The sequence below is a fragment of the Sphingomonas sp. RIT328 genome (assembly GCF_000632225.1).
GTDB lineage: Bacteria > Pseudomonadota > Alphaproteobacteria > Sphingomonadales > Sphingomonadaceae > Sphingomonas > Sphingomonas kyungheensis.
Genome location: NZ_JFYV01000020.1, coordinates 36,577 through 57,591 on the forward strand (window position 1 = coordinate 36,577; position 21,015 = coordinate 57,591).

General features: G+C 66.4%; 26 protein-coding genes, 1 tRNA gene and 1 riboswitch. Of the genes, 5 read left to right on the forward strand and 22 right to left on the reverse strand.

The window, feature by feature from the left end; all coding sequences use genetic code 11:
- Nucleotides 1-31: 31 nt before the first annotated feature.
- The 19 genes from rplE to BW41_RS10280 all read right to left on the reverse strand — a co-directional run bounded on the left by rplE (nucleotide 32) and on the right by BW41_RS10280 (nucleotide 12,894).
- A complete protein-coding gene (gene rplE, locus BW41_RS10190) occupies nucleotides 32-616 on the reverse strand; it encodes a 50S ribosomal protein L5 (protein ID WP_037534156.1) in 585 nt (194 codons plus the stop codon).
- Nucleotides 609-926 (reverse strand): 50S ribosomal protein L24, encoded by a 318-nt coding sequence (gene rplX, locus BW41_RS10195; protein WP_037534157.1) that lies wholly within the window; start codon nucleotides 924-926, stop codon nucleotides 609-611. Before rplX ends, rplE begins: the two co-directional genes overlap by 8 nt.
- Entirely contained in the window at nucleotides 926-1,294 is a 369-nt protein-coding gene (rplN, locus tag BW41_RS10200; protein ID WP_037534160.1) for a 50S ribosomal protein L14, read from the reverse strand. Before rplN ends, rplX begins: the two co-directional genes overlap by 1 nt.
- Nucleotides 1,295-1,458: 164 nt before the next feature.
- On the reverse strand, nucleotides 1,459-1,731 hold the full coding sequence (gene rpsQ / locus BW41_RS10205; protein ID WP_037534161.1) for a 30S ribosomal protein S17: 273 nt from the start codon (nucleotides 1,729-1,731) through the stop codon (nucleotides 1,459-1,461).
- A gap of 10 nt (nucleotides 1,732-1,741) precedes the next feature.
- Nucleotides 1,742-1,945, reverse strand: coding sequence for a 50S ribosomal protein L29 (gene rpmC / locus BW41_RS10210; RefSeq protein WP_037534162.1), 204 nt, complete (start codon nucleotides 1,943-1,945; stop codon nucleotides 1,742-1,744).
- Nucleotides 1,946-1,947: 2 nt separating this feature from the next.
- Nucleotides 1,948-2,382 (reverse strand): 50S ribosomal protein L16, encoded by a 435-nt coding sequence (gene rplP, locus BW41_RS10215; protein WP_037534163.1) that lies wholly within the window; start codon nucleotides 2,380-2,382, stop codon nucleotides 1,948-1,950.
- Nucleotides 2,383-2,395: 13 nt separating this feature from the next.
- Nucleotides 2,396-3,103 (reverse strand): 30S ribosomal protein S3, encoded by a 708-nt coding sequence (gene rpsC, locus BW41_RS10220; RefSeq protein WP_037534164.1) that lies wholly within the window; start codon nucleotides 3,101-3,103, stop codon nucleotides 2,396-2,398.
- Nucleotides 3,103-3,480, reverse strand: coding sequence for a 50S ribosomal protein L22 (gene rplV / locus BW41_RS10225; protein WP_037534166.1), 378 nt, complete (start codon nucleotides 3,478-3,480; stop codon nucleotides 3,103-3,105). Before rplV ends, rpsC begins: the two co-directional genes overlap by 1 nt.
- The gene (rpsS, locus tag BW41_RS10230; RefSeq protein WP_037534168.1) at nucleotides 3,480-3,755 is read right to left on the reverse strand and encodes a 30S ribosomal protein S19; all 276 of its coding nucleotides are present in this window, start codon (nucleotides 3,753-3,755) and stop codon (nucleotides 3,480-3,482) included. The genes rplV and rpsS overlap by 1 nt, the downstream gene beginning before the upstream one ends.
- A gap of 3 nt (nucleotides 3,756-3,758) precedes the next feature.
- Complete coding sequence (gene rplB, locus BW41_RS10235; protein WP_037534170.1) at nucleotides 3,759-4,598, reverse strand: 50S ribosomal protein L2; 840 nt, start codon at nucleotides 4,596-4,598, stop codon at nucleotides 3,759-3,761.
- A 5-nt stretch (nucleotides 4,599-4,603) separates the two neighbouring features.
- Nucleotides 4,604-4,915, reverse strand: coding sequence for a 50S ribosomal protein L23 (locus tag BW41_RS10240; protein WP_037534171.1), 312 nt, complete (start codon nucleotides 4,913-4,915; stop codon nucleotides 4,604-4,606).
- On the reverse strand, nucleotides 4,908-5,534 hold the full coding sequence (rplD, locus tag BW41_RS10245; protein WP_037534173.1) for a 50S ribosomal protein L4: 627 nt from the start codon (nucleotides 5,532-5,534) through the stop codon (nucleotides 4,908-4,910). The genes BW41_RS10240 and rplD overlap by 8 nt, the downstream gene beginning before the upstream one ends.
- A 2-nt stretch (nucleotides 5,535-5,536) precedes the next feature.
- The gene (rplC, locus tag BW41_RS10250; RefSeq protein WP_037534176.1) at nucleotides 5,537-6,286 is read right to left on the reverse strand and encodes a 50S ribosomal protein L3; all 750 of its coding nucleotides are present in this window, start codon (nucleotides 6,284-6,286) and stop codon (nucleotides 5,537-5,539) included.
- Between the two features lie 289 nt (nucleotides 6,287-6,575).
- Entirely contained in the window at nucleotides 6,576-6,884 is a 309-nt protein-coding gene (gene rpsJ / locus BW41_RS10255) for a 30S ribosomal protein S10 (protein WP_007406109.1), read from the reverse strand.
- 270 nt (nucleotides 6,885-7,154) lie between these two features.
- Nucleotides 7,155-8,348, reverse strand: coding sequence for an elongation factor Tu (tuf, locus tag BW41_RS10260; protein ID WP_037534177.1), 1,194 nt, complete (start codon nucleotides 8,346-8,348; stop codon nucleotides 7,155-7,157).
- Nucleotides 8,349-8,582: 234 nt separating this feature from the next.
- The gene (gene fusA, locus BW41_RS10265) at nucleotides 8,583-10,679 is read right to left on the reverse strand and encodes an elongation factor G (protein ID WP_037534180.1); all 2,097 of its coding nucleotides are present in this window, start codon (nucleotides 10,677-10,679) and stop codon (nucleotides 8,583-8,585) included.
- Nucleotides 10,680-10,763: 84 nt separating this feature from the next.
- The gene (rpsG, locus tag BW41_RS10270; protein ID WP_037534182.1) at nucleotides 10,764-11,234 is read right to left on the reverse strand and encodes a 30S ribosomal protein S7; all 471 of its coding nucleotides are present in this window, start codon (nucleotides 11,232-11,234) and stop codon (nucleotides 10,764-10,766) included.
- A gap of 60 nt (nucleotides 11,235-11,294) precedes the next feature.
- Entirely contained in the window at nucleotides 11,295-11,666 is a 372-nt protein-coding gene (gene rpsL / locus BW41_RS10275; protein WP_010185487.1) for a 30S ribosomal protein S12, read from the reverse strand.
- Nucleotides 11,667-11,877: 211 nt separating this feature from the next.
- Nucleotides 11,878-12,894, reverse strand: coding sequence for an alpha/beta fold hydrolase (locus tag BW41_RS10280; protein WP_235199726.1), 1,017 nt, complete (start codon nucleotides 12,892-12,894; stop codon nucleotides 11,878-11,880).
- Between the two features lie 152 nt (nucleotides 12,895-13,046).
- Between BW41_RS10280 and BW41_RS10285 the strand changes: the two genes are divergently transcribed.
- The 4 genes from BW41_RS10285 to nusG all read left to right on the forward strand — a co-directional run bounded on the left by BW41_RS10285 (nucleotide 13,047) and on the right by nusG (nucleotide 14,300).
- Nucleotides 13,047-13,122, forward strand: a tRNA-Trp gene (locus BW41_RS10285).
- 99 nt (nucleotides 13,123-13,221) lie between these two features.
- Nucleotides 13,222-13,365 carry a hypothetical protein gene (locus tag BW41_RS21560; protein WP_200870397.1) on the forward strand — a complete coding sequence of 48 codons (144 nt, stop codon included), beginning with the start codon at nucleotides 13,222-13,224 and terminating at the stop codon, nucleotides 13,363-13,365.
- Between the two features lie 190 nt (nucleotides 13,366-13,555).
- Nucleotides 13,556-13,753, forward strand: coding sequence for a preprotein translocase subunit SecE (gene secE, locus BW41_RS10290; RefSeq protein WP_017979500.1), 198 nt, complete (start codon nucleotides 13,556-13,558; stop codon nucleotides 13,751-13,753).
- Between the two features lie 10 nt (nucleotides 13,754-13,763).
- Nucleotides 13,764-14,300, forward strand: coding sequence for a transcription termination/antitermination protein NusG (nusG, locus tag BW41_RS10295; RefSeq protein ID WP_037534189.1), 537 nt, complete (start codon nucleotides 13,764-13,766; stop codon nucleotides 14,298-14,300).
- A 457-nt stretch (nucleotides 14,301-14,757) separates the two neighbouring features.
- Here nusG and BW41_RS10300 read toward each other — a convergent pair whose 3' ends face one another.
- The gene (locus BW41_RS10300; protein ID WP_037534190.1) at nucleotides 14,758-15,828 is read right to left on the reverse strand and encodes a threonine aldolase family protein; all 1,071 of its coding nucleotides are present in this window, start codon (nucleotides 15,826-15,828) and stop codon (nucleotides 14,758-14,760) included.
- Nucleotides 15,829-15,881: 53 nt separating this feature from the next.
- A riboswitch (SAM-I-IV-variant riboswitch) is annotated at nucleotides 15,882-15,991 on the reverse strand.
- Nucleotides 15,992-16,108: 117 nt separating this feature from the next.
- On the opposite strand from BW41_RS10300, the gene BW41_RS10305 reads away from it, so the two are divergent.
- Nucleotides 16,109-18,049: a beta-N-acetylhexosaminidase family protein gene (locus tag BW41_RS10305; protein WP_037534191.1), complete on the forward strand. Its 1,941-nt coding sequence runs from the start codon at nucleotides 16,109-16,111 to the stop codon at nucleotides 18,047-18,049.
- A gap of 85 nt (nucleotides 18,050-18,134) precedes the next feature.
- Here the strand turns inward: BW41_RS10305 and BW41_RS20100 are convergent, their stop codons facing one another.
- Both BW41_RS20100 and BW41_RS10315 read right to left on the reverse strand, forming a co-directional pair.
- Nucleotides 18,135-18,710 carry a hypothetical protein gene (locus tag BW41_RS20100; protein ID WP_152542259.1) on the reverse strand — a complete coding sequence of 192 codons (576 nt, stop codon included), beginning with the start codon at nucleotides 18,708-18,710 and terminating at the stop codon, nucleotides 18,135-18,137.
- Nucleotides 18,711-18,906: 196 nt separating this feature from the next.
- Nucleotides 18,907-20,709 carry an ATP-binding protein gene (locus BW41_RS10315; protein WP_051583429.1) on the reverse strand — a complete coding sequence of 601 codons (1,803 nt, stop codon included), beginning with the start codon at nucleotides 20,707-20,709 and terminating at the stop codon, nucleotides 18,907-18,909.
- Nucleotides 20,710-21,015: the final 306 nt, after the last annotated feature.

The following is a 21,015-nucleotide window of genomic DNA, read 5'->3' on the forward strand; positions in this document are numbered from 1 at the left end:
TCTCTTCCTTACTTCAGGACGGCAGCGCTGCTCACGCAGCCTGCTTCTGCTGCTCAGCCTCGGGCTGAGGGAACGGGAAGCCGAACAGACGCAGCAGCTCGCGCGCCTCGTCGTCGGTCTTCGCGGTGGTGGTGACGATCACGTCCATGCCGCGCACCTTGTCGATGCGGTCATAGTTGATCTCCGGGAACACGATCTGCTCCTTGATGCCGCAGGCGTAATTGCCACGGCCGTCGAAGCTCTTCGGGTTGAGGCCACGGAAGTCGCGGACGCGGGGCAGCGCGATCGTGATGAACCGGTCGAGGAATTCGTACATGCGCTCGCGGCGAAGGGTGACCTTAACGCCGATCGGCATGCCCTCACGCAGCTTGAACTGCGCGATCGACTTCTTCGCCTTGGTGATCACCGGCTTCTGGCCCGCGATCAACTCCATCTCGGATGCGGCCTGATCGACGCGCTTCTTGTCCTGGGTCGCCTCGCCGACGCCCATGTTGAGCACGATCTTCTCGATCCGCGGGATCTCGTTGACGTTCTTGTAGCCGAACTTCTCGACCATCGCCTTGATGATCGTGTCCTCGTAGATGCCCTTCATGCGGGGCTTGTAGGCATCAGCCATCGATCTTGGCTCCCGTCTTCACGGCCACGCGGACCTTCTTGCCATCCTGCGTCTCGAAACGGACGCGGGTCGGCTTGCCGTCGGCGGTCACGTGCGCGACCTTCGAGATGTGCAGCGGCGCCTCGACCTTCTCGAGACCGCCCTGCGGGTTCGCCTGGGTCGGCTTGCGGTGACGGGTCGCGACGTTGACGCCACCCACGATCACCTTGCCGTCCTTCGGCATCGCCTGGGTGACGGTGCCGGTCTTGCCCTTGTCCTTGCCGGACAGGACGACAACCTGGTCACCCTTCTTGATCTTCGCGGCGGCCATTACAGCACCTCGGGAGCGAGAGAGATGATCTTCATGTGCTTCTTGCCGCGCAGCTCGCGCACGACCGGGCCGAAGATACGGGTGCCGATCGGCTCCTCGTTCTTGTTGACCAGGACGGCGGCGTTGCCGTCGAAGCGGATGGTCGAGCCATCGGCACGGTGGATGTCCTTGGCGGTGCGGACGATGACGGCGCGATGCACGTCACCCTTCTTCACCTTGCCGCGGGGCTGTGCTTCCTTGATGCTGACGACGATGATGTCGCCGACGGTGGCGGTACGACGCTTCGAGCCGCCCAGCACCTTGATGCACTGCACCCGCTTCGCGCCGCTATTGTCAGCGACGTCGAGATTGGATTGCATCTGGATCATCGATCCATCTTCCTTCTCTACTCATGGGGTGGATACCGACCCAGCCCCGCCTAAAACAATGACCCCGGCGCAGCGGACTGCACCGGGGGAGCGGCCCTGTAACCACTCCGCTGGCAGGACGCAAGCCCTGCCCTGTTCATCCGCCGGCCGAAGCCGGCAGAGAATTATGCGTCGACGTCGACCCGCTCGGGCGTCGCATGGGTGTTGACCCGATCGACGACCTTCCAGGTCTTCAGCTTGGAGATCGGTGCGGTCTCTTCGATCCGCACGGTTTCGCCCTGCTTGTACTCGTTCGCCTCGTCATGGGCGTGGTACTTCTTCGAGCGGCGGATGATCTTGCCGTAGAGCGGGTGCTTGACCTTGCGCTCCACGTTCACGACCACCGTCTTGTCGCCCTTGTCGGACACGATCAGTCCGGTCAGCACGCGCTTCGGCATCTGATGTTCCTTACTTGGCAGGAGCAGCGCTGGTGCGCTGCGCCTGGAGGGTCTTGATCCGCGCGATGTCGCGACGGACTTCCTTGACGCGGCTCGGCTTCTCGAGCTGGTTCGTCGCCGCCTGGAAGCGGAGGTTGAACTGCTCGCGCTTCAGCTGGCCGAGGCTCTCGGTCAGCTGGTCGTCGCTCTGGCTCTGAAAATCAGACTTTGCCATGGTTACTCGCCTCCGAGGTGGCTGGTGTCACCCAGGCGGGCGACGACCTTGACTTTGATCGGGAGCTTCATCGCGGCGCGCTCGAACGCCTCCGCGGCGATCTTGCCCTCGACGCCGTCGAGCTCGAACAGGATCCGGCCCGGCTTGACGCGGGCGGCCCAGAACTCAGGGCTGCCCTTGCCCGAGCCCATGCGGACTTCGGCGGGCTTCGACGAGACCGGCACGTCCGGGAAGATGCGGATCCACAAACGCCCCTGGCGCTTGATGTGACGCGTGATCGCGCGGCGGGCCGCCTCGATCTGGCGTGCGGTGATCCGGTCCGGCTCCATCGCCTTCAGGCCGTACGACCCGAAGTTGAGGCTGGTGCCGCCCTTGGCGTCGCCGTGGATACGGCCCTTGAAGGCCTTGCGGAATTTGGTGCGCTTTGGCTGCAACATGTCGTGTCAGTCCTTAACGACGGTCGTCGCGGGCCGGGCGGACGCCGGAGGTCTGGGCCTCCATCATCAGCCGGTCCTGCGCCATCGGGTCATGGCCGAGGATCTCGCCCTTGAAGACCCAGACCTTGACGCCGCACACGCCGTAGGACGTGTGGGCCTGGGCCTCGGCATAATCGATGTTCGCGCGCAGCGTGTGCAGCGGAACGCGACCTTCGCGATAGCTTTCCGAACGCGCGATCTCGGCGCCGCCGAGACGGCCGCCGCAGGCGACGCGGATGCCGTCGGCACCCAGGCGCATCGCCGACTGCACCGCGCGCTTCATCGCCCGGCGGAACGCGATACGGCGCTCCAGCTGGTCGGCGATGCCCTGCGCGACGAGCTTGGCGTCGATCTCGGGCTTGCGGATCTCGACGATGTTCAGCGACACGTCGGACTTGGTCATCGCGCCGATCGTCTTGCGCAGCTTCTCGATGTCCGAGCCCTTCTTGCCGATGATGACACCGGGACGGGCGGCGAAGATCGAGATGCGGCACAGCTTGGCCGGACGCTCGATGACGACCTTGGAGATGGCGGCCTGCGGCAGCGTCTTCATGATGAAGGCGCGGATCTTGAGATCCTCCAGCAGCAGCTGGCCATAGTCATGGCCTTCGGCGAACCAGCGGCTGTCCCAGGTGCGGTTGATCTGGAGCCGCATGCCGATCGGGTTGCTCTTGTGACCCATTATGCTTCTTCCTGCTCGCGCACGACGATGCGCAGACGGCTGAACGGCTTCAGGATGCGGGTGGACTTGCCACGGCCGCGGGTCGCGAAGCGCTTCATGGTGATCGACTTGCCGACCGACGCCTCGGCGACGACGAGCGCGTCGACGTCGAGGTTGTGGTTGTTCTCGGCGTTGGCGATGGCCGAGGCCAGCACCTTGCGCGCGTCGACCGCCATCGCCTTGGTCGAGAACTGCAGGATGCTCATCGCATCGCCGACCGGCTTGTTGCGGATCAGCGCCGCGACCAGGTTCAGCTTCTGCGCCGAACCGCGGATCTGCGTCGCGACCGCGAGCGCTTCCTTCTCGCCGACCTTGCGGGGGGATACAGGCTTGCTCATCAGCGCTTGCCCTTCTTGTCAGCGGCGTGACCCGGGAAGTAGCGCGTCGGCGCGAACTCACCCAGCTTCATGCCGACCATCTCTTCGTTGACCGACACCGGCACGAACTTGCGGCCGTTGTAGACGTTGAACGTGAGGCCGACGAACGACGGCAGGATGGTGGAGCGACGCGACCAGGTCTTGATCGGCGCGCGGCCACCGGCATCCTGCGCAGTTTCCGCCTTCTTCAGAAGGCTCAGTTCGACGAACGGGCCCTTCCAGACTGAACGAGCCATGGTTTAGCCCTTCCTCTTGGTCGAATGACGCGACCGGATGATCATCTTGTCGGTCGACTTATTGTGACGGGTGCGCGCACCCTTGGTCGGCTTGCCCCACGGGGTGACCGGATGACGGCCGCCCGAGGTCCGGCCTTCACCACCGCCGTGCGGATGGTCGACCGGGTTCTTGGCGACGCCGCGGGTCAGCGGACGCTTGCCCATCCAGCGCGAACGCCCGGCCTTGCCGAGGTTCTGGTTCTGGTTGTCCGGGTTCGACACCGCACCGACCGTCGCCATGCACTCGCCACGGATGTAGCGCTGCTCGCCCGAGTTGAGGCGGACGATGACCATGCCGCGGTCACGGCCGACGACCTGCACATAGGTGCCGGCCGAACGCGCGATCTGACCACCCTTGCCCGGCTTCATCTCCACGTTGTGGACGATGGTGCCGACCGGGACCTGGCCCAGCTCCATGGCGTTGCCCGGCTTGGTGTCGGTCTTCTTGGCGGCGAGCACCTTGTCGCCCGGCGCGAGCCGCTGCGGCGCGATGATGTAGGCCAGCTCTTCGTCGGCATACTTCACCAGCGCGATGAACGCGGTGCGGTTGGGGTCATATTCCAGACGCTCGACCGTGCCTTCGACGTCCCACTTGCGACGCTTGAAGTCGACGTAGCGATACTTCTGCTTGTGACCGCCGGCGATGCCGCGCGAGGTCACATGACCCTTGTTGTTGCGACCACCGGTCTTGCGCTTGCCTTCGGTAAGCGCCTTGACCGGCTTGCCCTTGTAGAGCGCGGATTTGTCGACGAGGATCAGGCCGCGGCGGGCCGGGCTCGTCGGGTTGTAATGCTTGAGTGCCATGACCCTTAGATCCCCGTCGTCACGTCGATGGACTGGCCGTCCTTCAGGGTGACAATGGCCTTCTTGATGTCAGAGCGCTGGTAAGGAGCGCCCTTCCACTTCTTGGTCTTGCCCTTCTGGACGATCGTATTCACGCCGGTCACGGTGACGTCGAAGAGAGCCTCGACGGCCGCCTTGATCTCGGGCTTGGTCGCGTCTCCCGCGACCTTGAACACGACGGCGTTATGCTCGGAGAGCAAAGTCGCCTTTTCGGTGATGTGCGGCGCGACGATCACGTCATAGTGACGGTTGTCGACGGCCTTCTGCTGCTTAGCCATTGAAGCGAGCCTCCAGCTTCTCGACCGCCGCGCGGGTCAGCACCAGCGTGTCAGCCTTCAGGATGTCGTAGACGTTGGCACCGGCGCTCGGCAGCACGTTGATGCCGTGCAGGTTGCCCGCGGCGAGCGCGAAGCTCGTCTCGACGGCGTCGCCGTCGATGACCAGCGCCGTCTTGCCGAAGCCGAGCTTGGCGAGATCGCCGACCAGCGTCTTGGTCTTGTTGTTCTCGACCGCGATGCTGTCCATGACGATCAGCGAGCCGGCCTTGGCATGGCTGCTGAGCGCCATCTTCAGGCCGAGCGCGCGAATCTTCTTGTTCAGCGACGGGTTGAAGTCACGGACGCGGGCGCCGTGGGCCTTACCACCGCCGATGAAGACGGGAGCGCGGCGATCGCCGTGACGGGCGGTACCGCCGCCCTTCTGGCGACCGAACTTCTTGCCCGACCGGGCGACGTCGGCGCGCTCACGCGTGCCACGGGCCGTCTCGCGGCGCTTCTCGAGCTGCCAGGTGACCACGCGGTGCAGGATGTCGGCGCGCGGATCGAGGCCGAAGACCTCGTCGTTGAGCTCGACGTCCGCCGCAGCGGTGCCGGCGAAGGATTGAACCTTGACCTTCACGTTCAGCCCTCCTGGCCGTCGGTAGCTTCCGGCGCGCTCGTCTCTGCGGGCGTGTCGGCTGCGGTGTTGCTGTTGGCAGCCTGCTTCAGGCTGGCGGGGTACGGAGCGTCGGCATGCGCCTTGACCTTGACCGCGTCCTTGACGAACAGCCAGCCGCCCTTCGATCCGGGCACCGAGCCCTTGACGAAGATCAGGCCGCGCTCGACGTCGGTACCGACGATCTCGAGGTTCTGCTGGGTGCGGTTACGGTCGCCCATGTGACCGGCCATCTTCTTGTTCTTGAAGACCTTGCCCGGATCCTGACGCTGGCCGGTCGAACCGAGCGAGCGGTGCGAGACCGACACGCCGTGCGTCGCGCGCAGACCGGCGAAGTTCCAGCGCTTCATGCCGCCGGCAAAGCCCTTACCCTGGGTACGACCCTGGATATCGACCAGCTGGCCGGCAACGAAATGCTCGGCCGAGATCTCTGCGCCGACGTCGAGGAGATTGTCCTCGCTGACGCGGAATTCGGCAACCACCGCCTTGGGCTCGACTTCGGCCTTGCCGAAGTGGCCGCGCTGCGGCTTGGCGACATTCTTGGCCTTGGCGACGCCAGCGCCAAGCTGGACGGCGGTGTAGCCATCACGATCCTGTTCGCGACGGGCAATGACCTGCAAGCCTTCGAGCTGCAGGACGGTGACCGGCACGTGGCGGCCATCATCCTGGAACAGGCGGGTCATACCCATTTTCTTCGCGATCACGCCAGTGCGCATGATCCGTCACTCCTCAACAGAGGCACGCCCGGGACCATTCCCGTACGTGCGTGTGGCGCCTCGCAAAAGGCGCCGCCCAACCCGATTGTATGCACGTCGCCCCGTCCCGGGCTGGTCGTTCCCGTTGCCGGGAACATGACGGGAGACGCTGTCCCGGCAACCGAAGCGGCCGGCGGTATCTCGTGTCTGTCAGGTGCTCCGCGCGAGGCGGAGATCCCAAACCGCTGTTTCGCCAGAGGCGGAAAACAGCAAACCCGCGGGACTCACGTCGACCGCGGGATGCGGGCCATTACGCCAGCTTGATCTCGACGTCAACACCGGCGGCGAGGTCGAGCTTCATCAGCGCGTCGACCGTCTGCGGGGTCGGCTGGACGATGTCGAGCATACGCTTGTAGGTGCGCACCTCGAACTGCTCGCGCGACTTCTTGTCGATGTGCGGACCGCGGTTGACGGTGAACTTCTCGATGCGGGTCGGCAGCGGAATCGGGCCGCGGATGAGCGCGCCGGTGCGGCGCGCGGTGTCGGCGATGTCGCCGGTCGCCTGGTCGAGCACACGATGATCGAACGCCTTGAGGCGAATGCGGATATTGCTGTCCATGATCCCTACCGATGCGAAGGAGCACGACCCCGGCCGTCTCCACCGCCGGCTGGGCGGAGGACTCGTGCCGCTGGTGCTGGACCGGCGGGATGAGATCGCCCGGCCCGTTATGACGGATGCCGCGCGACGACGAGAAAGAGCCGTAACTCAGTAAAACTTGGAGGGCGCGCCTTAAAGGAGCCCTCATAAAATAGCAACGGCCCGACTCTCCTTTTTTGGAGAGCCGGGCCGCTGTTGATCGTGCCGGCGGCGGACCGCCGGTACGGCGACTTACTTGTCGATGCCGCTCACGACGCCCGCGCCGACGGTACGACCGCCCTCACGGATGGTGAAGCGCTGGCCGACGTCCATCGCGATCGGCGCGATCAGCTTGATGCCGAGGGCGATGTTGTCGCCCGGCATCACCATCTCGGTGCCCTCGGGCAGCTCGACGGTACCGGTCACGTCCGTGGTGCGGAAGTAGAACTGCGGACGATAGTTGGCAAAGAACGGCGTGTGACGGCCACCCTCTTCCTTCGACAGCACGTACACTTCCGACTGGAAGTCGGTGTGCGGCTTGATCGAGCCGGGCTTGCAGAGCACCTGGCCACGCTCGACCTCGTCACGGGCGACGCCGCGGATCAGCGCACCGACGTTGTCGCCGGCCTGGCCCTGGTCGAGCAGCTTGCGGAACATCTCGACGCCGGTGACGGTGGTCTTGCGGACGGTCGGGTGGATACCGACGATCTCGACTTCCTCACCGACCTTGACGATGCCGGTCTCGACGCGGCCGGTGACGACCGTACCACGACCCGAGATCGAGAACACGTCTTCGATCGGCATCATGAACGGCTTGTCGAGCGGGCGCTCGGGCTGCGGGATGTAGTCGTCAACCGCCTGCATCAGCTCGGTGACCGCGTCCTTGCCGAACTTGTCGTTCGAACCCGACAGCGCGCAGGTCGCCGAACCCTTGATGATGGGGATATCGTCGCCCGGGAATTCGTACGAGCTGAGCAGCTCGCGGATTTCCAGCTCGACCAGCTCGAGGATTTCCTCGTCGTCGACCAGATCGACCTTGTTCATGAACACGACCATCGCCGGCACGCCGACCTGGCGGGCGAGCAGGATGTGCTCGCGGGTCTGCGGCATCGGGCCGTCGGTCGCCGAGACGACGAGGATCGCGCCGTCCATCTGCGCCGCGCCGGTGATCATGTTCTTCACATAGTCGGCGTGGCCCGGGCAATCGACGTGCGCATAGTGGCGGTTGGTCGTCTCATACTCGACGTGCGCGGTCGAGATGGTGATGCCGCGCTCGCGCTCTTCCGGAGCCTTGTCGATGTTCGCGAAGTCGACCGCGGTGCCGCCGGTCGTCTCTGCCAGGACCTTGGTGATCGCGGCGGTGAGCGACGTCTTGCCATGGTCGACGTGGCCGATGGTGCCGATGTTGAGGTGCGGCTTGTTCCGCTCGAATTTTGCCTTAGCCATTTTCCTACCTTCTGATTCGAATTCGGTGCCGCCGGGGCCACGCGAACGCGGCCCTTTAGCGGGTGTTGATTGGTTATGCCAGCCCCTGCCCGCCCGTCGCCCAGTCGAAACAATCGTTTCGCCGGAGCGACCGGCACCGGAGCAAATCCGGTGTCGGCGGACGGGATCGGCTGCGGCGACCTGCCGACAGACCGGTCAGCATTCCGGGGCCAGGTTGCCCTGGCCCCGTGCGCCTCACGCCATCTTCGCCTTGATCTCGTCGGCGACGTTGCTCGGGACTTCGTCGTAATGCGAGAACTGCATGCTGTACTGCGCGCGGCCCTGGGTGAACGAGCGGAGCTGGTTGACGTAGCCGAACATGTTGGCCAGCGGCACCATCGCCTCGACCGTCTGCGCGTTGCCGCGGCTGTCGGTGCCCTGGATCTGGCCGCGACGGCTGTTCATGTCGCCGATGACGTCGCCGAGATAATCCTCGGGCGTGACGACCTCGACCTTCATGATCGGCTCGAGCAGCTTGATGCCGGCCTTCTGCGCCGCTTCGCGCATCGCGCCGCGCGCACAGATTTCGAACGCCAGCGCCGACGAGTCGACGTCATGGTAGGCGCCGTCATACAGGTGGACCTCGAAATCGATGATCGGGAAGCCGATCAGCGATCCGGTCTCGGCCGTCTCGCGCATGCCCTTCTCGACCGAGGGGATATATTCCTTCGGAATATTGCCGCCCTTGACCTCGTCGAAGAACTGGAAGCCCGAACCACGCTCGCCGGGAACGACGGTCAGCTTGACGCGACCGAACTGACCCGAACCACCCGACTGCTTCTTGTGGGTGTAGTCGATGTCGACCTTCTTCGCGAGATATTCGCGATAGGCGACCTGCGGCGCACCGACGTTCGCCTCGACCTTGAACTCGCGCTTCATGCGATCGACGAGGATTTCGAGGTGAAGCTCACCCATGCCCTTGATGATCGTCTGGCCCGATTCGGAGTCCGACGAGACGCGGAACGAGGGGTCCTCGCGGGCGAGACGATTGAGCGCGACGCCCATCTTCTCCTGGTCGGCCTTGGTCTTCGGCTCGACCGACAGCTCGATCACCGGCTCGGGGAATTCCATCCGCTCGAGGATGATCGGCGCGTTGATCGCGCACAGCGTGTCACCCGTGGTGGTGTCCTTGAGACCCGCCAGCGCGACGATGTCGCCGGCATAGGCCACCTGGATGTCCTCGCGGTCGTTCGCATGCATCAGCAGCATGCGGCCGACCTTTTCCTTCTTGTCCTTGACCGAGTTGGTCACCTGCGACGCCGCTTCGAGCTTGCCCGAATAGATGCGCGCGAAGGTCAGCGTCCCGACGAACGGATCGTTCATGATCTTGAACGCGAGCGCCGAGAAGGGCGCCGAATCGTCCGACGGGCGCTCGTCCGGCGTCTCGCCGTCGAGCTTGACGCCCTTGATCGCCGGCACGTCGAGCGGGCTCGGCAGATAGTCGACGACCGCGTCGAGCAGCGGCTGCACGCCCTTGTTCTTGAACGCCGAGCCGCACACCACCGGCACGAACGACATGTTGAGCGTGCCCTTGCGGATCAGCTTCTTGAGGTCGGCCGTGCTCGGCTCGTTGCCCTCGAGATAGGCTTCCATCAGCGCGTCGTCCTGCTCGACGGCCATCTCGATCAGGTCGCTGCGATACTTGGCGGCCTTTTCGGCGAGATCGTCGGGGATCGCCTGATATTCGAACTTCGCGCCCAGGCTCTCTTCGAGCCAGATGATCGCGCGGTTCTCGACCAGGTCGACGAGGCCCTTGAAGCCACCCTCGATACCGATCGGCAGATACAGCACCGCCGGACGCGCGCCGAGGCGCTCGACGATCGAATCGACGCAGAAATAGAAATCGGCGCCGGTCCGGTCGAGCTTGTTGATGAAGCACATCCGCGGCACGCCGTACTTGTCGGCCTGACGCCACACCGTCTCCGACTGCGGCTCGACGCCGGCAACGCCGTCGAAACAGGCGACCGCACCGTCGAGCACGCGCAGCGAACGCTCGACCTCGATCGTGAAGTCGACGTGGCCCGGCGTATCGATGATGTTGATGCGATGCTCGAGGCCCTTGCCCTCCTCGGCCGTCCAGAAGCAGGTCGTCGCGGCGGACGTGATCGTGATGCCGCGCTCCTGTTCCTGCTCCATCCAGTCCATCGTCGCGGTGCCTTCGTGCACTTCGCCGATCTTGTAGGACTTGCCGGTGTAATAGAGGATGCGCTCGGTCGTGGTCGTCTTGCCGGCGTCGATATGCGCCATGATGCCGATGTTGCGATAGCGATCGAGCGGATGGCTGCGGGCCATGATCGTGGTTTCCTTAGAGATGTGGGGAGCGCAGCTTCCGCCGGCTCCCCACGATATAGGTCAGAAGGTCGAGGCTTCCAAGCCTTACCAGCGGTAGTGGCTGAAGGCGCGGTTGGCTTCGGCCATGCGGTGCGTGTCTTCGCGCTTCTTCACCGCGTTGCCGCGGTTGTTGGCGGCATCCATCAGCTCGCCCGACAGGCGCGCCGACATGGTGTTCTCGCTGCGCGCACGGGCCGCAGCGATCAGCCAGCGGATCGCCAGCGCCTGCGCACGCTCGGGACGCACCTCGACGGGGACCTGATAGGTCGCACCGCCGACGCGGCGCGAGCGCACTTCGATGCCCGGCTTGATGTTGTTCAGCGCGTCGTGGAACACGCCGATCGGCTCGCGCTTGGCGCGGCTTTCGACGGTCTCGAGCGCACCGTAGACGATCAGTTCGGCGACGGACTTCTTGCCGTCGAGCATGACCGAATTCATGAACTTGGAGAGAACCTCATCCCCGAACTTGGGATCAGGCAGGATGACCCGCTTTTCGGGACGACGACGACGTGCCATTTCAAAAACCTTTCTAACTTCAGCCTGATGGTCGAGCCCCGAGCAACGGGGCCAACCGGCTTACTTCGGACGCTTGGCGCCGTACTTGGAGCGGGACTGACGGCGATCCTTGACGCCCTGCGTATCGAGCACGCCGCGCAGGACGTGGTAGCGGACGCCGGGAAGATCGCGCACACGGCCGCCGCGGATGAGCACCACCGAGTGCTCCTGCAGGTTGTGGCCTTCGCCCGGAATATAGCTGATCACTTCGCGGCTGTTGGTCAGGCGGACCTTGGCCACCTTGCGCAGCGCCGAGTTCGGCTTCTTCGGGGTCGTCGTGTAGACGCGGGTGCAGACGCCGCGCTTCTGCGGGTTCTGCTCCATCGCAGGGACCTTGGATTTGGCCTTCTGCGGGTCGCGGCCCTTGCGGACCAGCTGGTTGATCGTCGGCATGAAGCCTTCACCTCGTATGTGGGTTACTTTGCTGGAGCCATCACAGCACTTCGGAATACAAAAAGGGACGGAAGGCGGCGCATGCGCCACCCCGGCCCCACAATGCATCCAGCAATGTTCAAGCATGTCCGTCGGATCGCTCCCACGGACGGGGGCGGCCTATACGCGGAGTCGGGGGACGGGTCAACGGGGGCGGAACGCGCGCCCGCCGTCACCGCTTGGCGAGCGTGGTCAGCAGCAGCTTTTCGAATCGCGCCGGGTCCTCGACCTGCGGCGAATGGCCGAGGCCGTCGATCGGCACCAGCGTCGCATTCGGCATCTGCGTCACCGCCTGCCGCGCCACCACCGGAATCGCCTCGAGGAAGCGGCGCAGGTCGGGCGGCGTCTGCGCCCGGCCGAAGGCGGTGCGGTCGAGCGCGCCGATCAGCAGCGTCGTCGGCGCCTTGATCCGGTAGAGTTCGTGCGCCACCGGCTGCGTCTTGATCATCTCGCTGGTCTTGGCCTGCGCCAGCGCCACCGTGTCGCGCCCCGCCCCCTGATACATGCCGGCGAGCATCCACACCCAGCGATCGTAGGCGGGCTTCCACGTACCATGATAATAATTGGCCTGCTGATAGGCCTTGATCGAGGCGTAGCTCGTCTTGCGCTCGCCGGCCCACAAGGTGTCGACATCGGCATAGGGCAGCCCCTCCTCCGACCGGTCCTTGAGGCCGAGCGGATTGACCAGCACGAGCCGCTCGACCGCATCGGGGTAGAGGATGGCGAAGCGCATCGCGAGCATGCCGCCGAACGAATGGCCGACGATCGCCGCCCGCGGGATACCGCGCGACTCCATCAGCCGGCGGGTAAATGTCGCGAGCATTTCGAAACTATATTGCGCGGCGCGCGGCTTGGCCGATTTGCAGAAGCCGATCTGATCGGGGATCAGCACGCGATAGCCGGCCTCGGCGAGCGCCCGCGCGCTGCTCTCCCAGGTCGCGCCGCAGAAATTCTTGCCGTGCAGCAGCACGACGGTGCGGCCGTTGGGCCGCGCCGGGGCGACATCCATGAACGCCATCGTCGCCGGCTGGCCGACGATATCGACGGTCATCGTCTGCACCGGCCAGGGATAGGTGAAGCGTTCGAGATTCGGTCCCAGATCCGGCGCGGCGACCGGATCGGCGGCGGCCGCCGCCCCCGGCGCCCATGCGAGAAGGACGGCCGCCGTCATCGCCCTGATCGTCGCCACGCCGTCTCTCCTTCGCCTCGTCATGCCCGGGCGCCATAGGGGGACAGGAAGCGGGCGTCACCTTCGGATCGCCCGCCGCCGCAGCGGCCATCACACCATCGCAAGAGCATCTTGCCCTTTTCGCGACAAGGCGGTAGAGGCCGCGGCGCTGCAGGAGTGTAGCTCAGTTGGTAGAGCATCGGTCTCCAAAACCGAGGGCCCACGGTTCGAGTCCGTGCACTCCTGCCAGTCTTTCCAAGCATATGTTCCTATGTGCTTGATGTGACACAATGAAATTTTTGTCACTCGACCGGTGACGTCCGCGACCAGCCTGCTATATAGCGCCGCATGGACGAGGCTACGCGATTTACGCTTGTTTATGGCATCATCGGCATCCTGCTTCTGGTGGGAATACCGATGCTGATCGTATATCTGCGGCGCCGCAAGCGCGAGAAACTGCGCCGTCGCGGCATCAAGACCTACGGCCATTGATCGTCCCGGCGCCGCCGTCGCGCGCCGCATCTCCCCCTAAGACTTGCCTTTGCTGCCCCGCGCGGCTATCTGCGCAGGCCATCCGACAGCGAGGACGGGCCATGCCGGTTCCCCACATCAGGGGAAGCGGCGCCGGGCTTATGTCTGGAGCGATACGGATTTTCGCAATTCCAGCGGGTTTTGAGACACAGTGGCGAAGACGACCCCCATCGAATTCATCCGTCAGGTGCAGGCCGAGACCAAGAAGGTCGTCTGGCCGACCCGGCGCGAGACGATCATGACGGGCGTGATGGTGGTCATCATGACCACGATCCTCGCCTTGTTCTTCCTCGGCGTCGACACGTTCTTCAACGCGGTCGTCCAGGCGCTGCTCAAGCTCGCGAAGTAAGGGTTTTTAGATGGCGCGCTGGTACATCATTCACGCCTATTCGGGCTTTGAGGGCAAGGTCCGCGACGCGATCATGGCCGAGGCGACGCGGCTCGGCCTCGAACAGCTCGTCGAGCAGATCGAAGTGCCGACCGAGACGGTGACCGAGGCGCGCCGCGGCAAGAAGATCGCGGTCGAGCGCAAGTTCATGCCCGGCTATGTCCTCGCCAAGCTCAACATGAACGACGACGTCTACCACCTCGTCAAGAATACGCCCAAGGTGACCGGCTTCCTCGGCAGCATGGGCAAGCCGCAGGCGATCAGCGAGGCGGAAGCCGCGCGGATGCTCAACAGCAAGGAAGAGGCCGCCGCCGCGCCGAAGACCAAGGTCAAGGTCGATTACGAGATCGGCGACGCGGTCAAGGTGCTCGAAGGTCCGTTCGCCAGCTTCAACGGCATCGTCGAGGAACTCGATTTCGACAAGTCGAAGGTCAAGGTGTCGGTATCGATCTTCGGCCGCGCCACGCCGGTCGAGCTCGATTTCGAACAGGTCGAGCGCTCCAAGTAAGCGGACAGCGATCCACGCGACGACGAGGCCGGGGCGGCGACGCTCCGGCCTTTTTCGTGGGGATCGGAGTCGACCGATCGAAGGCCGGCCGGCTCCGGCGGGATCCCGCACAAGCACGCCGTCACGCCAGCCCCGCTCCGGCATCCACCGCTCCGCAGGAGCGAATACCCCGCAATTCCGGCCCATGGCGGGGACCGCAAAGGCCCCTCGAACGCGACTCCTCCGCGCCTCCGCGCGAACCAAGACCCGCTGCTTGGCTTGCGAGCGGCTAAACGATCACGCGAAGACGCAAAGGAGAATGGGTTCACGCGGAGGCGCGGAGATGTCGTGCGGTCTGCGGCTGCGAAAACTGAGACGGAGCGCGAAGAGGTGCCTCACCCTCTTCGCGTCTTCGCGTCTTCGCGCCTTCGCGCGAATCACCTGCGGCGTCAGCCGCCCGCCAGCCGCTCCCCGCCCCCTAGGCGTCCGCCAGCACCCGTGCCTCGGCTGGCTCCGCTACGCCCGCCACCGCGCGCAGATCGGCGATCAGCTCGTCCACCCGTGCCGGGTCGGCGTCCCAAGCGAACATGAAGCGCGCGCCGCCACCGATGAAGGTGTAGAACTTCCATCCCCGCGCGCGCAGCCCGTCGAGCATTGCGTCCGGCGCGGTGAGAAATACGGCATTCGCCTCGACCGGGAACATCAGCGCGACGGCCGGCAGCGCCGCCACCACCGCCGCCAGCCGCTGCGCGCAGGCATTGCCGTGGCGGGCATTGTCGAGCCACGCCCCGCTTTCCAGCAGGCCGACCCAGGGCGCCGACAGGAAGCGCATCTTGGAGGCGAGCTGCCCCGCCTGTTTGCAGCGATAGTCGAAATCCTGCGCGAGGACCGGGTCGAAGAACAACACCGCCTCGCCCACCGCCATGCCGTTCTTGGTGCCGCCGAAGCACAGCACGTCGACGCCGGCGCGCCACGTCATGTCCGCCGGCGCGCAGCCCAAGGTCGCGCAGGCATGCGCGAAGCGCGCACCGTCCATGTGCAGGCGCAGGCCGAGTTCGCGGCAGACGGCGGCGATCCCCTCGATCTCGGCGATGGTATAGACCTGCCCGGTCTCGGTCGGCTGGGTGATCGTCACCACGCGCGGCTTGGGAAAATGGATGTCGGCGCGTCCGGTGGCGAGGCGGCGGATCGCCGCGGGATCGAGCTTGCCGCTCTCGGTCGGCGCGACGAGCAGCTTCGATCCGTTCGAGAAGAACTCGGGTGCGCCGCATTCGTCGGTCTCGACATGCGCCTGCGCCGAGCAGATCACGCTATGGTAGGATTGGCAGAGCGAGGCGAGCGCGAGCGAATTGGCGGCGGTGCCGTTGAACGCGAAGAACACCTCGCATTCGGTCTCGAACAGGGTGCGGAAGGCATCGGCGGCGGCCTGCGTCCAGTCGTCGTCGCCATAGGCGCTGGCGGAACCGCGATTCGCCTGTTCCATCGCCGCCCAGGCTTGCGGGCAGATACCGGCATAATTGTCGCTGGCGAATTGCTGGGCGTCGGTCACGTCTCGGGTCCTTCTTCGGTTGGCGGCACCGGACGGGACGACGTGATATGTGGCGTGATCCCGTGGATTGCCGGTCCGGCCACATCCCGCCACTTGCGTGGCGGCACCACCTTGCCCGGGAGCAGGTTGGTGTCGGGCGTCATCCCGACTCTTGATGCTGCGGTGCCTGTAGCCGCCCGACGGTATACGATCAAGGGGGTAAGGTCGCCGCGGGGCGGCTTGCCCGCGCGCCGACATCTGCCTAAGCCGTCATAATACCAATTGGATACCGGAGAGCAGGATGATGCGACGCTTGGACAGGATCGGCGCCCTCGCGGCGCTGACCGCAGGAATCGTCTGGAGCAACGCTGCCGCCGCCGCCGATCCGGTGACCGCGCCCGCGCTCTTCCCCGCCCCGGCCGCGCTGACGATGACCGGCGGCGCGGTGCCGCTCGGTACCGCGGCGACCCTGGTGGTCGCGCCGGGTACCGAGCCGGCGACCGTCGCGGCGATCAGCGATATCCTGTCGCAGGCCGGGGTCCGCACCCTCACCCGTGCCAAGGCGCTGCCGACGCGGCTCGATGCGACCTATGTGGTGATCGGCGGCGACGACACCGCACCGGTCCGTGCCGCGCTCGCGCGCAGCCAGGCGGCCCGCGACGATCGGGCCGAAGGCTATACGCTGACGGTGCGCGCGCTCGATCGCGGCGCGCTCGTTACGCTTGCCGGCCATGACGGCGACGGCCTGTTCCACGCCGTGCAGACGCTGCGCCAGCTCGCCACCCGCCCGCGCCTGCCGGCGCTGACCATCCGCGATCATCCGGCGATGCCGATCCGCGGCACGATCGAGGGCTTCTACGGCAAGCCGTGGACGATGGAAGACCGCAGCCGCCACCTCGCCTTCCTCGCCACGGTCAAGGCCAATACCTATGTCTACAGCCCGAAGGACGATCCGTTCGCGCGCGACAAATGGCGCGAGGCCTATCCCGCCGCGACGCTGAGCGCGCTCGGCACGCTCGCGGCGACGGCGCGGCGCAATCACGTCGACTTCGTCTACGCGATCTCGCCGGGGCCGAGCATCTGCTTCTCCGACCCTGCCGACGCCGCGGCGCTGGAGCACAAGTTCGATGCCCTGCGCGGCATCGGCGTCACCAGTTTCTACGTCGCGCTCGACGACATCGAATATACCAAGTGGAATTGTGCGGGCGATACCGCCGCCTTCGGTCCGTCGGGCGCGCAGGCGGCGGGCGTCGCACAGGCGCGATTGCTCAACGGCGTGCAGCGCTATCTCACGGCGAAGGATGCACGCGCGCGGCCGCTGATCATGGTGCCGACCGAATATTACGACGCCAAGGAAACGCCGTACAAGGCCGCGCTGCGCCAGCACCTCGACCCGCGGATCGTCGTGCAATGGACCGGCACCGACGTGGTGCCGCCGGCGATCTCGATCCCCGATGCCAAGGCGGCGACCAAGGCGTTCGGCCGCAAGACGCTGCTGTGGGACAATTACCCGGTCAACGACTATGCGCAGACCACCGGCCGGCTGCTGCTCGCGCCTTATGCGCGGCGAGAGGCGGGCCTGTCGGGCGAGCTAACCGGCATCCTTTCCAACCCGATGAACCAGGAAACGCCGAGCCGCGTCGCGGTGACCGGCGTCGCCGCCTTCGGCTGGAACGACACCGATTATGACGCCACGCTCACCTGGCATGCCGCGGCGCGCGCGCTCGCCGGCGGCGACGCGCAGGCGACCGCGGCGCTGCTGCTGTTCTTCGACACCCAGCATATCGCGCCGACCTTCGGCAGCCAGCCGTGGCAGGAGCAGGCGCCGCAGCTCAAGGCGCTGCTCGATCACGTCCGCGAGACGATCGCCGGCGGCGATGCCGCCGCGCGGCAGGCGGCGATCGGGGCATTGGCCGAGCGTGCCGATGCGCTCGCCGGCGCGGCCGACATCATCCGCGCCGGCACGGTCGATCCCGGTTTCGCCGCACAGGCCAAGCCGTGGCTCGATGCGCTGCCGCTATGGGGCCGGGCGCTCCAGCTCACCGCCGCCGGCCTCGCCGCGGCGGATCATGGCGACGCCGCCGCGCCCCGCTATTTCGCCGAAGCGCGTGCGCTCGCCACGCAGGCCGCGGCGATCCGGACGATCCCCGGCGCGACCCGCTTCGACGGCCCCGTGCGCATCGCCGACGGCGTGCTCGACCGCTTCATCTCCGACGCGCCGGGGCTGATCGCCGCGGAGTGAGCGAACGGAAGGCGCGGCCGCCGGGCTGCGCCTTCCATCACCAGGTGGCGGCCCTGACCGCCCCGCCCTGTATGGCATCGCGGCCTTACAGCTCCCCCTGATGCTTCCAACCCTCATTGGTGAGGATCAGCGTCGCATCGCGCTCCTGCGGGCCGGCGGTTTCGCGGCGGATGTCGGGGAAGATTTCGCGCACCTTCGGATTGGTCGCCCAATCCGGCAGGTCGGCGAGGTGGTAGCGGTAGCGGACCTGGGAAACCTTCATCCCGACCGCTTCGGTCGGGCCGGAATAGCGCAATATGTCGTCGATCGTCGGCGTACCGTAGCAGAAGGTCGCGCTGTCGCCGGCGCGGCGCTTGTCCCGCGCCGCCTTGCCCGCGTCGGTCAGGTCGAAGGCGATGCCGGCGACGCGCCGCGTGCCGCCGCCCGGCTGCCGCTCGTCGAACCCCTTCGGCGTCGCCGAGAGCAGGCCGGCGCTGGCCAGCGCCTCATAGGGCGCCATGTCCTCGCGCCGCTCGCGCCGTTCGGCCTCGCTCAGGTCGGGTTCGGCCGGCGATGCCAGGATGACGGGAAAATCCTGCTCGTCGTCGCTGCCGCTCCAGCCATGTTGCGGCAAGGTGATGCATGGCGGCGTCTTTGTCAAATAGTGACCGATCACGCTCATAAAGGTGTTCTTGTCGGATTCATTGAGTTTGTCGCAGCTTGTCAGCAGCAATGCCGCCGTCAGCCAAATGGTCGCAGGTCGCACGCCCTCACTCCCTAACATAGATTATGCTTTAATATTTAACATGTTACCTATGTCAGGCCAATATCCGGCCGATTAGTACCGATAATCACTTGCATTTTCGAGACTGCACAACTTACGCAATCAATTGCACAACTGGTAGCGCAAGGGTCGCGATCGCGCCGCGCCCCGACCCCTCGCTGTCGAGCCGCAGCGTGCCATCCATCGCGATCATCGCATTGGCGCTCCAGTGCAGGCCGTACCCGCCGGATTTGTGCGCCCGCGTCGAAAAGCCGCGCTGGAACAGCATCGCCCCCGTCGCCGCCGCAAACCCCTCGCCGTCGTCGCGGATCCGGCAGACGACCTGCCCGCCGGCGGTGTGGATCGTCACGCCGATACTGCCGCTGCCGCGCCCGGTCGCGGCGATCGCCTCGGCGGCATTGCCGAGCAGATTGCCGATCACCTGGCTGAGGATCACCCGGTTGGCGCACACGGGATAGTGTCCGGCAGGAAAGCTGAACGCGATCGACGCGCTGTCGGCATAGCGGGCGATCGCCGCGTTGCGCGCAACGATCTCGCCGAGGTCGCAGGCTTCGAGCGGCGGGCGTTCGTGCGCCTGCCGCTGCTGCTGGCCGATGATGTCGAGGACGTGCGTCATCGCCTCGCGGCCGATGCGCAGCTCGCCGCGCATCGTCTCGCGCGCTTCGGCCTCGGCGGCGAAGGCGGCGACGGCGAAGGCGGCGAGCCGGGCGCGGCGTTCGGCGGAGCAATCCGCCTCGCCCAGTTCGGCGAGCGCCCGCGCGACGGTGGCGCGATCGATCGGCGGCGGCTGGGCGATGCCCTGGCCGAGGATCGTGCTGATCGGGGTCAGCGCGTTGCGGACGTTGTGCATCACCGCCACCGCGCTCTCGCTGCGGCCGAGCGCGAAGCCCTGCGCCTCGACCTGTTCGCGCAAGCCCTCGAGCTGCGCGAGCATCGCGTCGAGGCTGCGGCCGAGCGAGCCGAATTCGTCGCGCCGCGCGGCGTCGTCGAACCGCGTGATCACCCCCGAGGCGCGCACCTGCTCCATATGCCGTTCCACCCGCCGCAACGGCTGGAGGACGAGCCGTGCGATCACCCGCCGCAGGACGAGCAGCAGGATCAGCAGCAGCAGCGTCGACCCTGCCACTGCGAAGGACAGCATCCGCCGGCCGAGCAGCATCGCCTCGCGCGGCATGGCGAAGCGCGCCGCGGCGATCGTCCGCCCGTCCGCGCCGCGGATCGGCACCGCGATGTCGAGCCGGCCATGGTCCATCACGACCCGCTCGTCGCCGCGCGCGGCACGATCGATGCGCGCCGCCAGATGGAGTTGATCGGAAAGCGCCTGCCCGGTCACAAGGCGCGCCATCACGACGAATCCGCGCGCCGCGCCACGATCCTCCCGGCCACGCAACGGCGCGACGCCGAGCGCCGCGACCTGCTCGCCGAGCCGCGCGAAGACATGGCCCGAATGGCCCTGCCCGACGATCCGCGCGAGATCGGTCCGGGTGATCGCGGTGCGCAGCGCCGCCGCGCCCGCGCCGTCGGCACCGCGCCAGCGCACATTGCGGATCGTGCCGTCGCGATCGACATAGGCGACGCCGTCGATACCGGGATCGCGCGGCACCGGCTCCCTGTCGGCGCGGCCCGTGCCAATCGCCGCATCGCCGTGCACGCGATCGCCCTGGTCGCGCGTCGCCGTTTCGACCGCGGCGGCGGCATCGGCGAGCGCGGCGTGCGTCCGTTCGACATTCGCGCGCACCGCCCTCGCCTCGAGCGCGTCGAAGCTCGGGGTGATGCCCGCCGCGAGCAGCACGGTGATGCCGATCGCCCCCGCCATGCCGACGATCGTCAGGATCAGCACCAGCTTGGCGCCAAGCGACCGCGGCGCCCGCAGCCGCCGGGCGAACCGACGCGGCATCAGCGACGCCACGCCGCGGGCCGGCGCGGCAGATGCGGCTTACCGCCGGTCAAACGGCGTCCTTGGCGGGGACGGGAGGCTGGCCGGGCCGCGCGGTCACGGGAGCGCGGAACACTGCCTCTCCCGCTATCCCGCCATCCCGACACCGGCGGATTCTCTGCCTGGTCGCCGCCGTGGCCAGATGTTGCCGGACGCCTTCGAGGCTCGTGCCGAGCACAGGGCGCGCCCCGATGGCACCGATACTCCCGCGCCGGCGAGACCTCTGCAAAACACCTTCCGTCACGCCGCTCGCACCCCGGCATCCAC

What these genes read in the sequence shown, in the direction of transcription:
- rpmC (WP_037534162.1), bottom strand. Translation starts at nt 1,945, where the DNA reads ATGGCAAAGTCTGATTTTCAGAGCCAGAGCGACGACCAGCTGACCGAG.
- rpsG (WP_037534182.1), bottom strand. Translation starts at nt 11,234, where the DNA reads ATGGCACGTCGTCGTCGTCCCGAAAAGCGGGTCATCCTGCCTGATCCC.
- rplN (WP_037534160.1), bottom strand. Translation starts at nt 1,294, where the DNA reads ATGATCCAGATGCAATCCAATCTCGACGTCGCTGACAATAGCGGCGCG.
- BW41_RS10305 (WP_037534191.1), top strand. Translation starts at nt 16,109, where the DNA reads ATGATGCGACGCTTGGACAGGATCGGCGCCCTCGCGGCGCTGACCGCA.
- BW41_RS20100 (WP_152542259.1), bottom strand. Translation starts at nt 18,710, where the DNA reads ATGAGCGTGATCGGTCACTATTTGACAAAGACGCCGCCATGCATCACC.
- rplE (WP_037534156.1), bottom strand. Translation starts at nt 616, where the DNA reads ATGGCTGATGCCTACAAGCCCCGCATGAAGGGCATCTACGAGGACACG.
- tuf (WP_037534177.1), bottom strand. Translation starts at nt 8,348, where the DNA reads ATGGCTAAGGCAAAATTCGAGCGGAACAAGCCGCACCTCAACATCGGC.
- rpsJ (WP_007406109.1), bottom strand. Translation starts at nt 6,884, where the DNA reads ATGGACAGCAATATCCGCATTCGCCTCAAGGCGTTCGATCATCGTGTG.
- nusG (WP_037534189.1), top strand. Translation starts at nt 13,764, where the DNA reads ATGGCGCGCTGGTACATCATTCACGCCTATTCGGGCTTTGAGGGCAAG.
- rplX (WP_037534157.1), bottom strand. Translation starts at nt 926, where the DNA reads ATGGCCGCCGCGAAGATCAAGAAGGGTGACCAGGTTGTCGTCCTGTCC.
- fusA (WP_037534180.1), bottom strand. Translation starts at nt 10,679, where the DNA reads ATGGCCCGCAGCCATCCGCTCGATCGCTATCGCAACATCGGCATCATG.
- rpsQ (WP_037534161.1), bottom strand. Translation starts at nt 1,731, where the DNA reads ATGCCGAAGCGCGTGCTGACCGGACTGATCGTGTCCGACAAGGGCGAC.
- BW41_RS10315 (WP_051583429.1), bottom strand. Translation starts at nt 20,709, where the DNA reads ATGCCGCGTCGGTTCGCCCGGCGGCTGCGGGCGCCGCGGTCGCTTGGC.
- rpsL (WP_010185487.1), bottom strand. Translation starts at nt 11,666, where the DNA reads ATGCCGACGATCAACCAGCTGGTCCGCAAGGGCCGCGACCCGCAGAAG.
- BW41_RS10240 (WP_037534171.1), bottom strand. Translation starts at nt 4,915, where the DNA reads ATGGCTAAGCAGCAGAAGGCCGTCGACAACCGTCACTATGACGTGATC.
- rplB (WP_037534170.1), bottom strand. Translation starts at nt 4,598, where the DNA reads ATGGCACTCAAGCATTACAACCCGACGAGCCCGGCCCGCCGCGGCCTG.
- rplP (WP_037534163.1), bottom strand. Translation starts at nt 2,382, where the DNA reads ATGTTGCAGCCAAAGCGCACCAAATTCCGCAAGGCCTTCAAGGGCCGT.
- rpsS (WP_037534168.1), bottom strand. Translation starts at nt 3,755, where the DNA reads ATGGCTCGTTCAGTCTGGAAGGGCCCGTTCGTCGAACTGAGCCTTCTG.
- BW41_RS21560 (WP_200870397.1), top strand. Translation starts at nt 13,222, where the DNA reads ATGGACGAGGCTACGCGATTTACGCTTGTTTATGGCATCATCGGCATC.
- rpsC (WP_037534164.1), bottom strand. Translation starts at nt 3,103, where the DNA reads ATGGGTCACAAGAGCAACCCGATCGGCATGCGGCTCCAGATCAACCGC.
- rplV (WP_037534166.1), bottom strand. Translation starts at nt 3,480, where the DNA reads ATGAGCAAGCCTGTATCCCCCCGCAAGGTCGGCGAGAAGGAAGCGCTC.
- rplC (WP_037534176.1), bottom strand. Translation starts at nt 6,286, where the DNA reads ATGCGCACTGGCGTGATCGCGAAGAAAATGGGTATGACCCGCCTGTTC.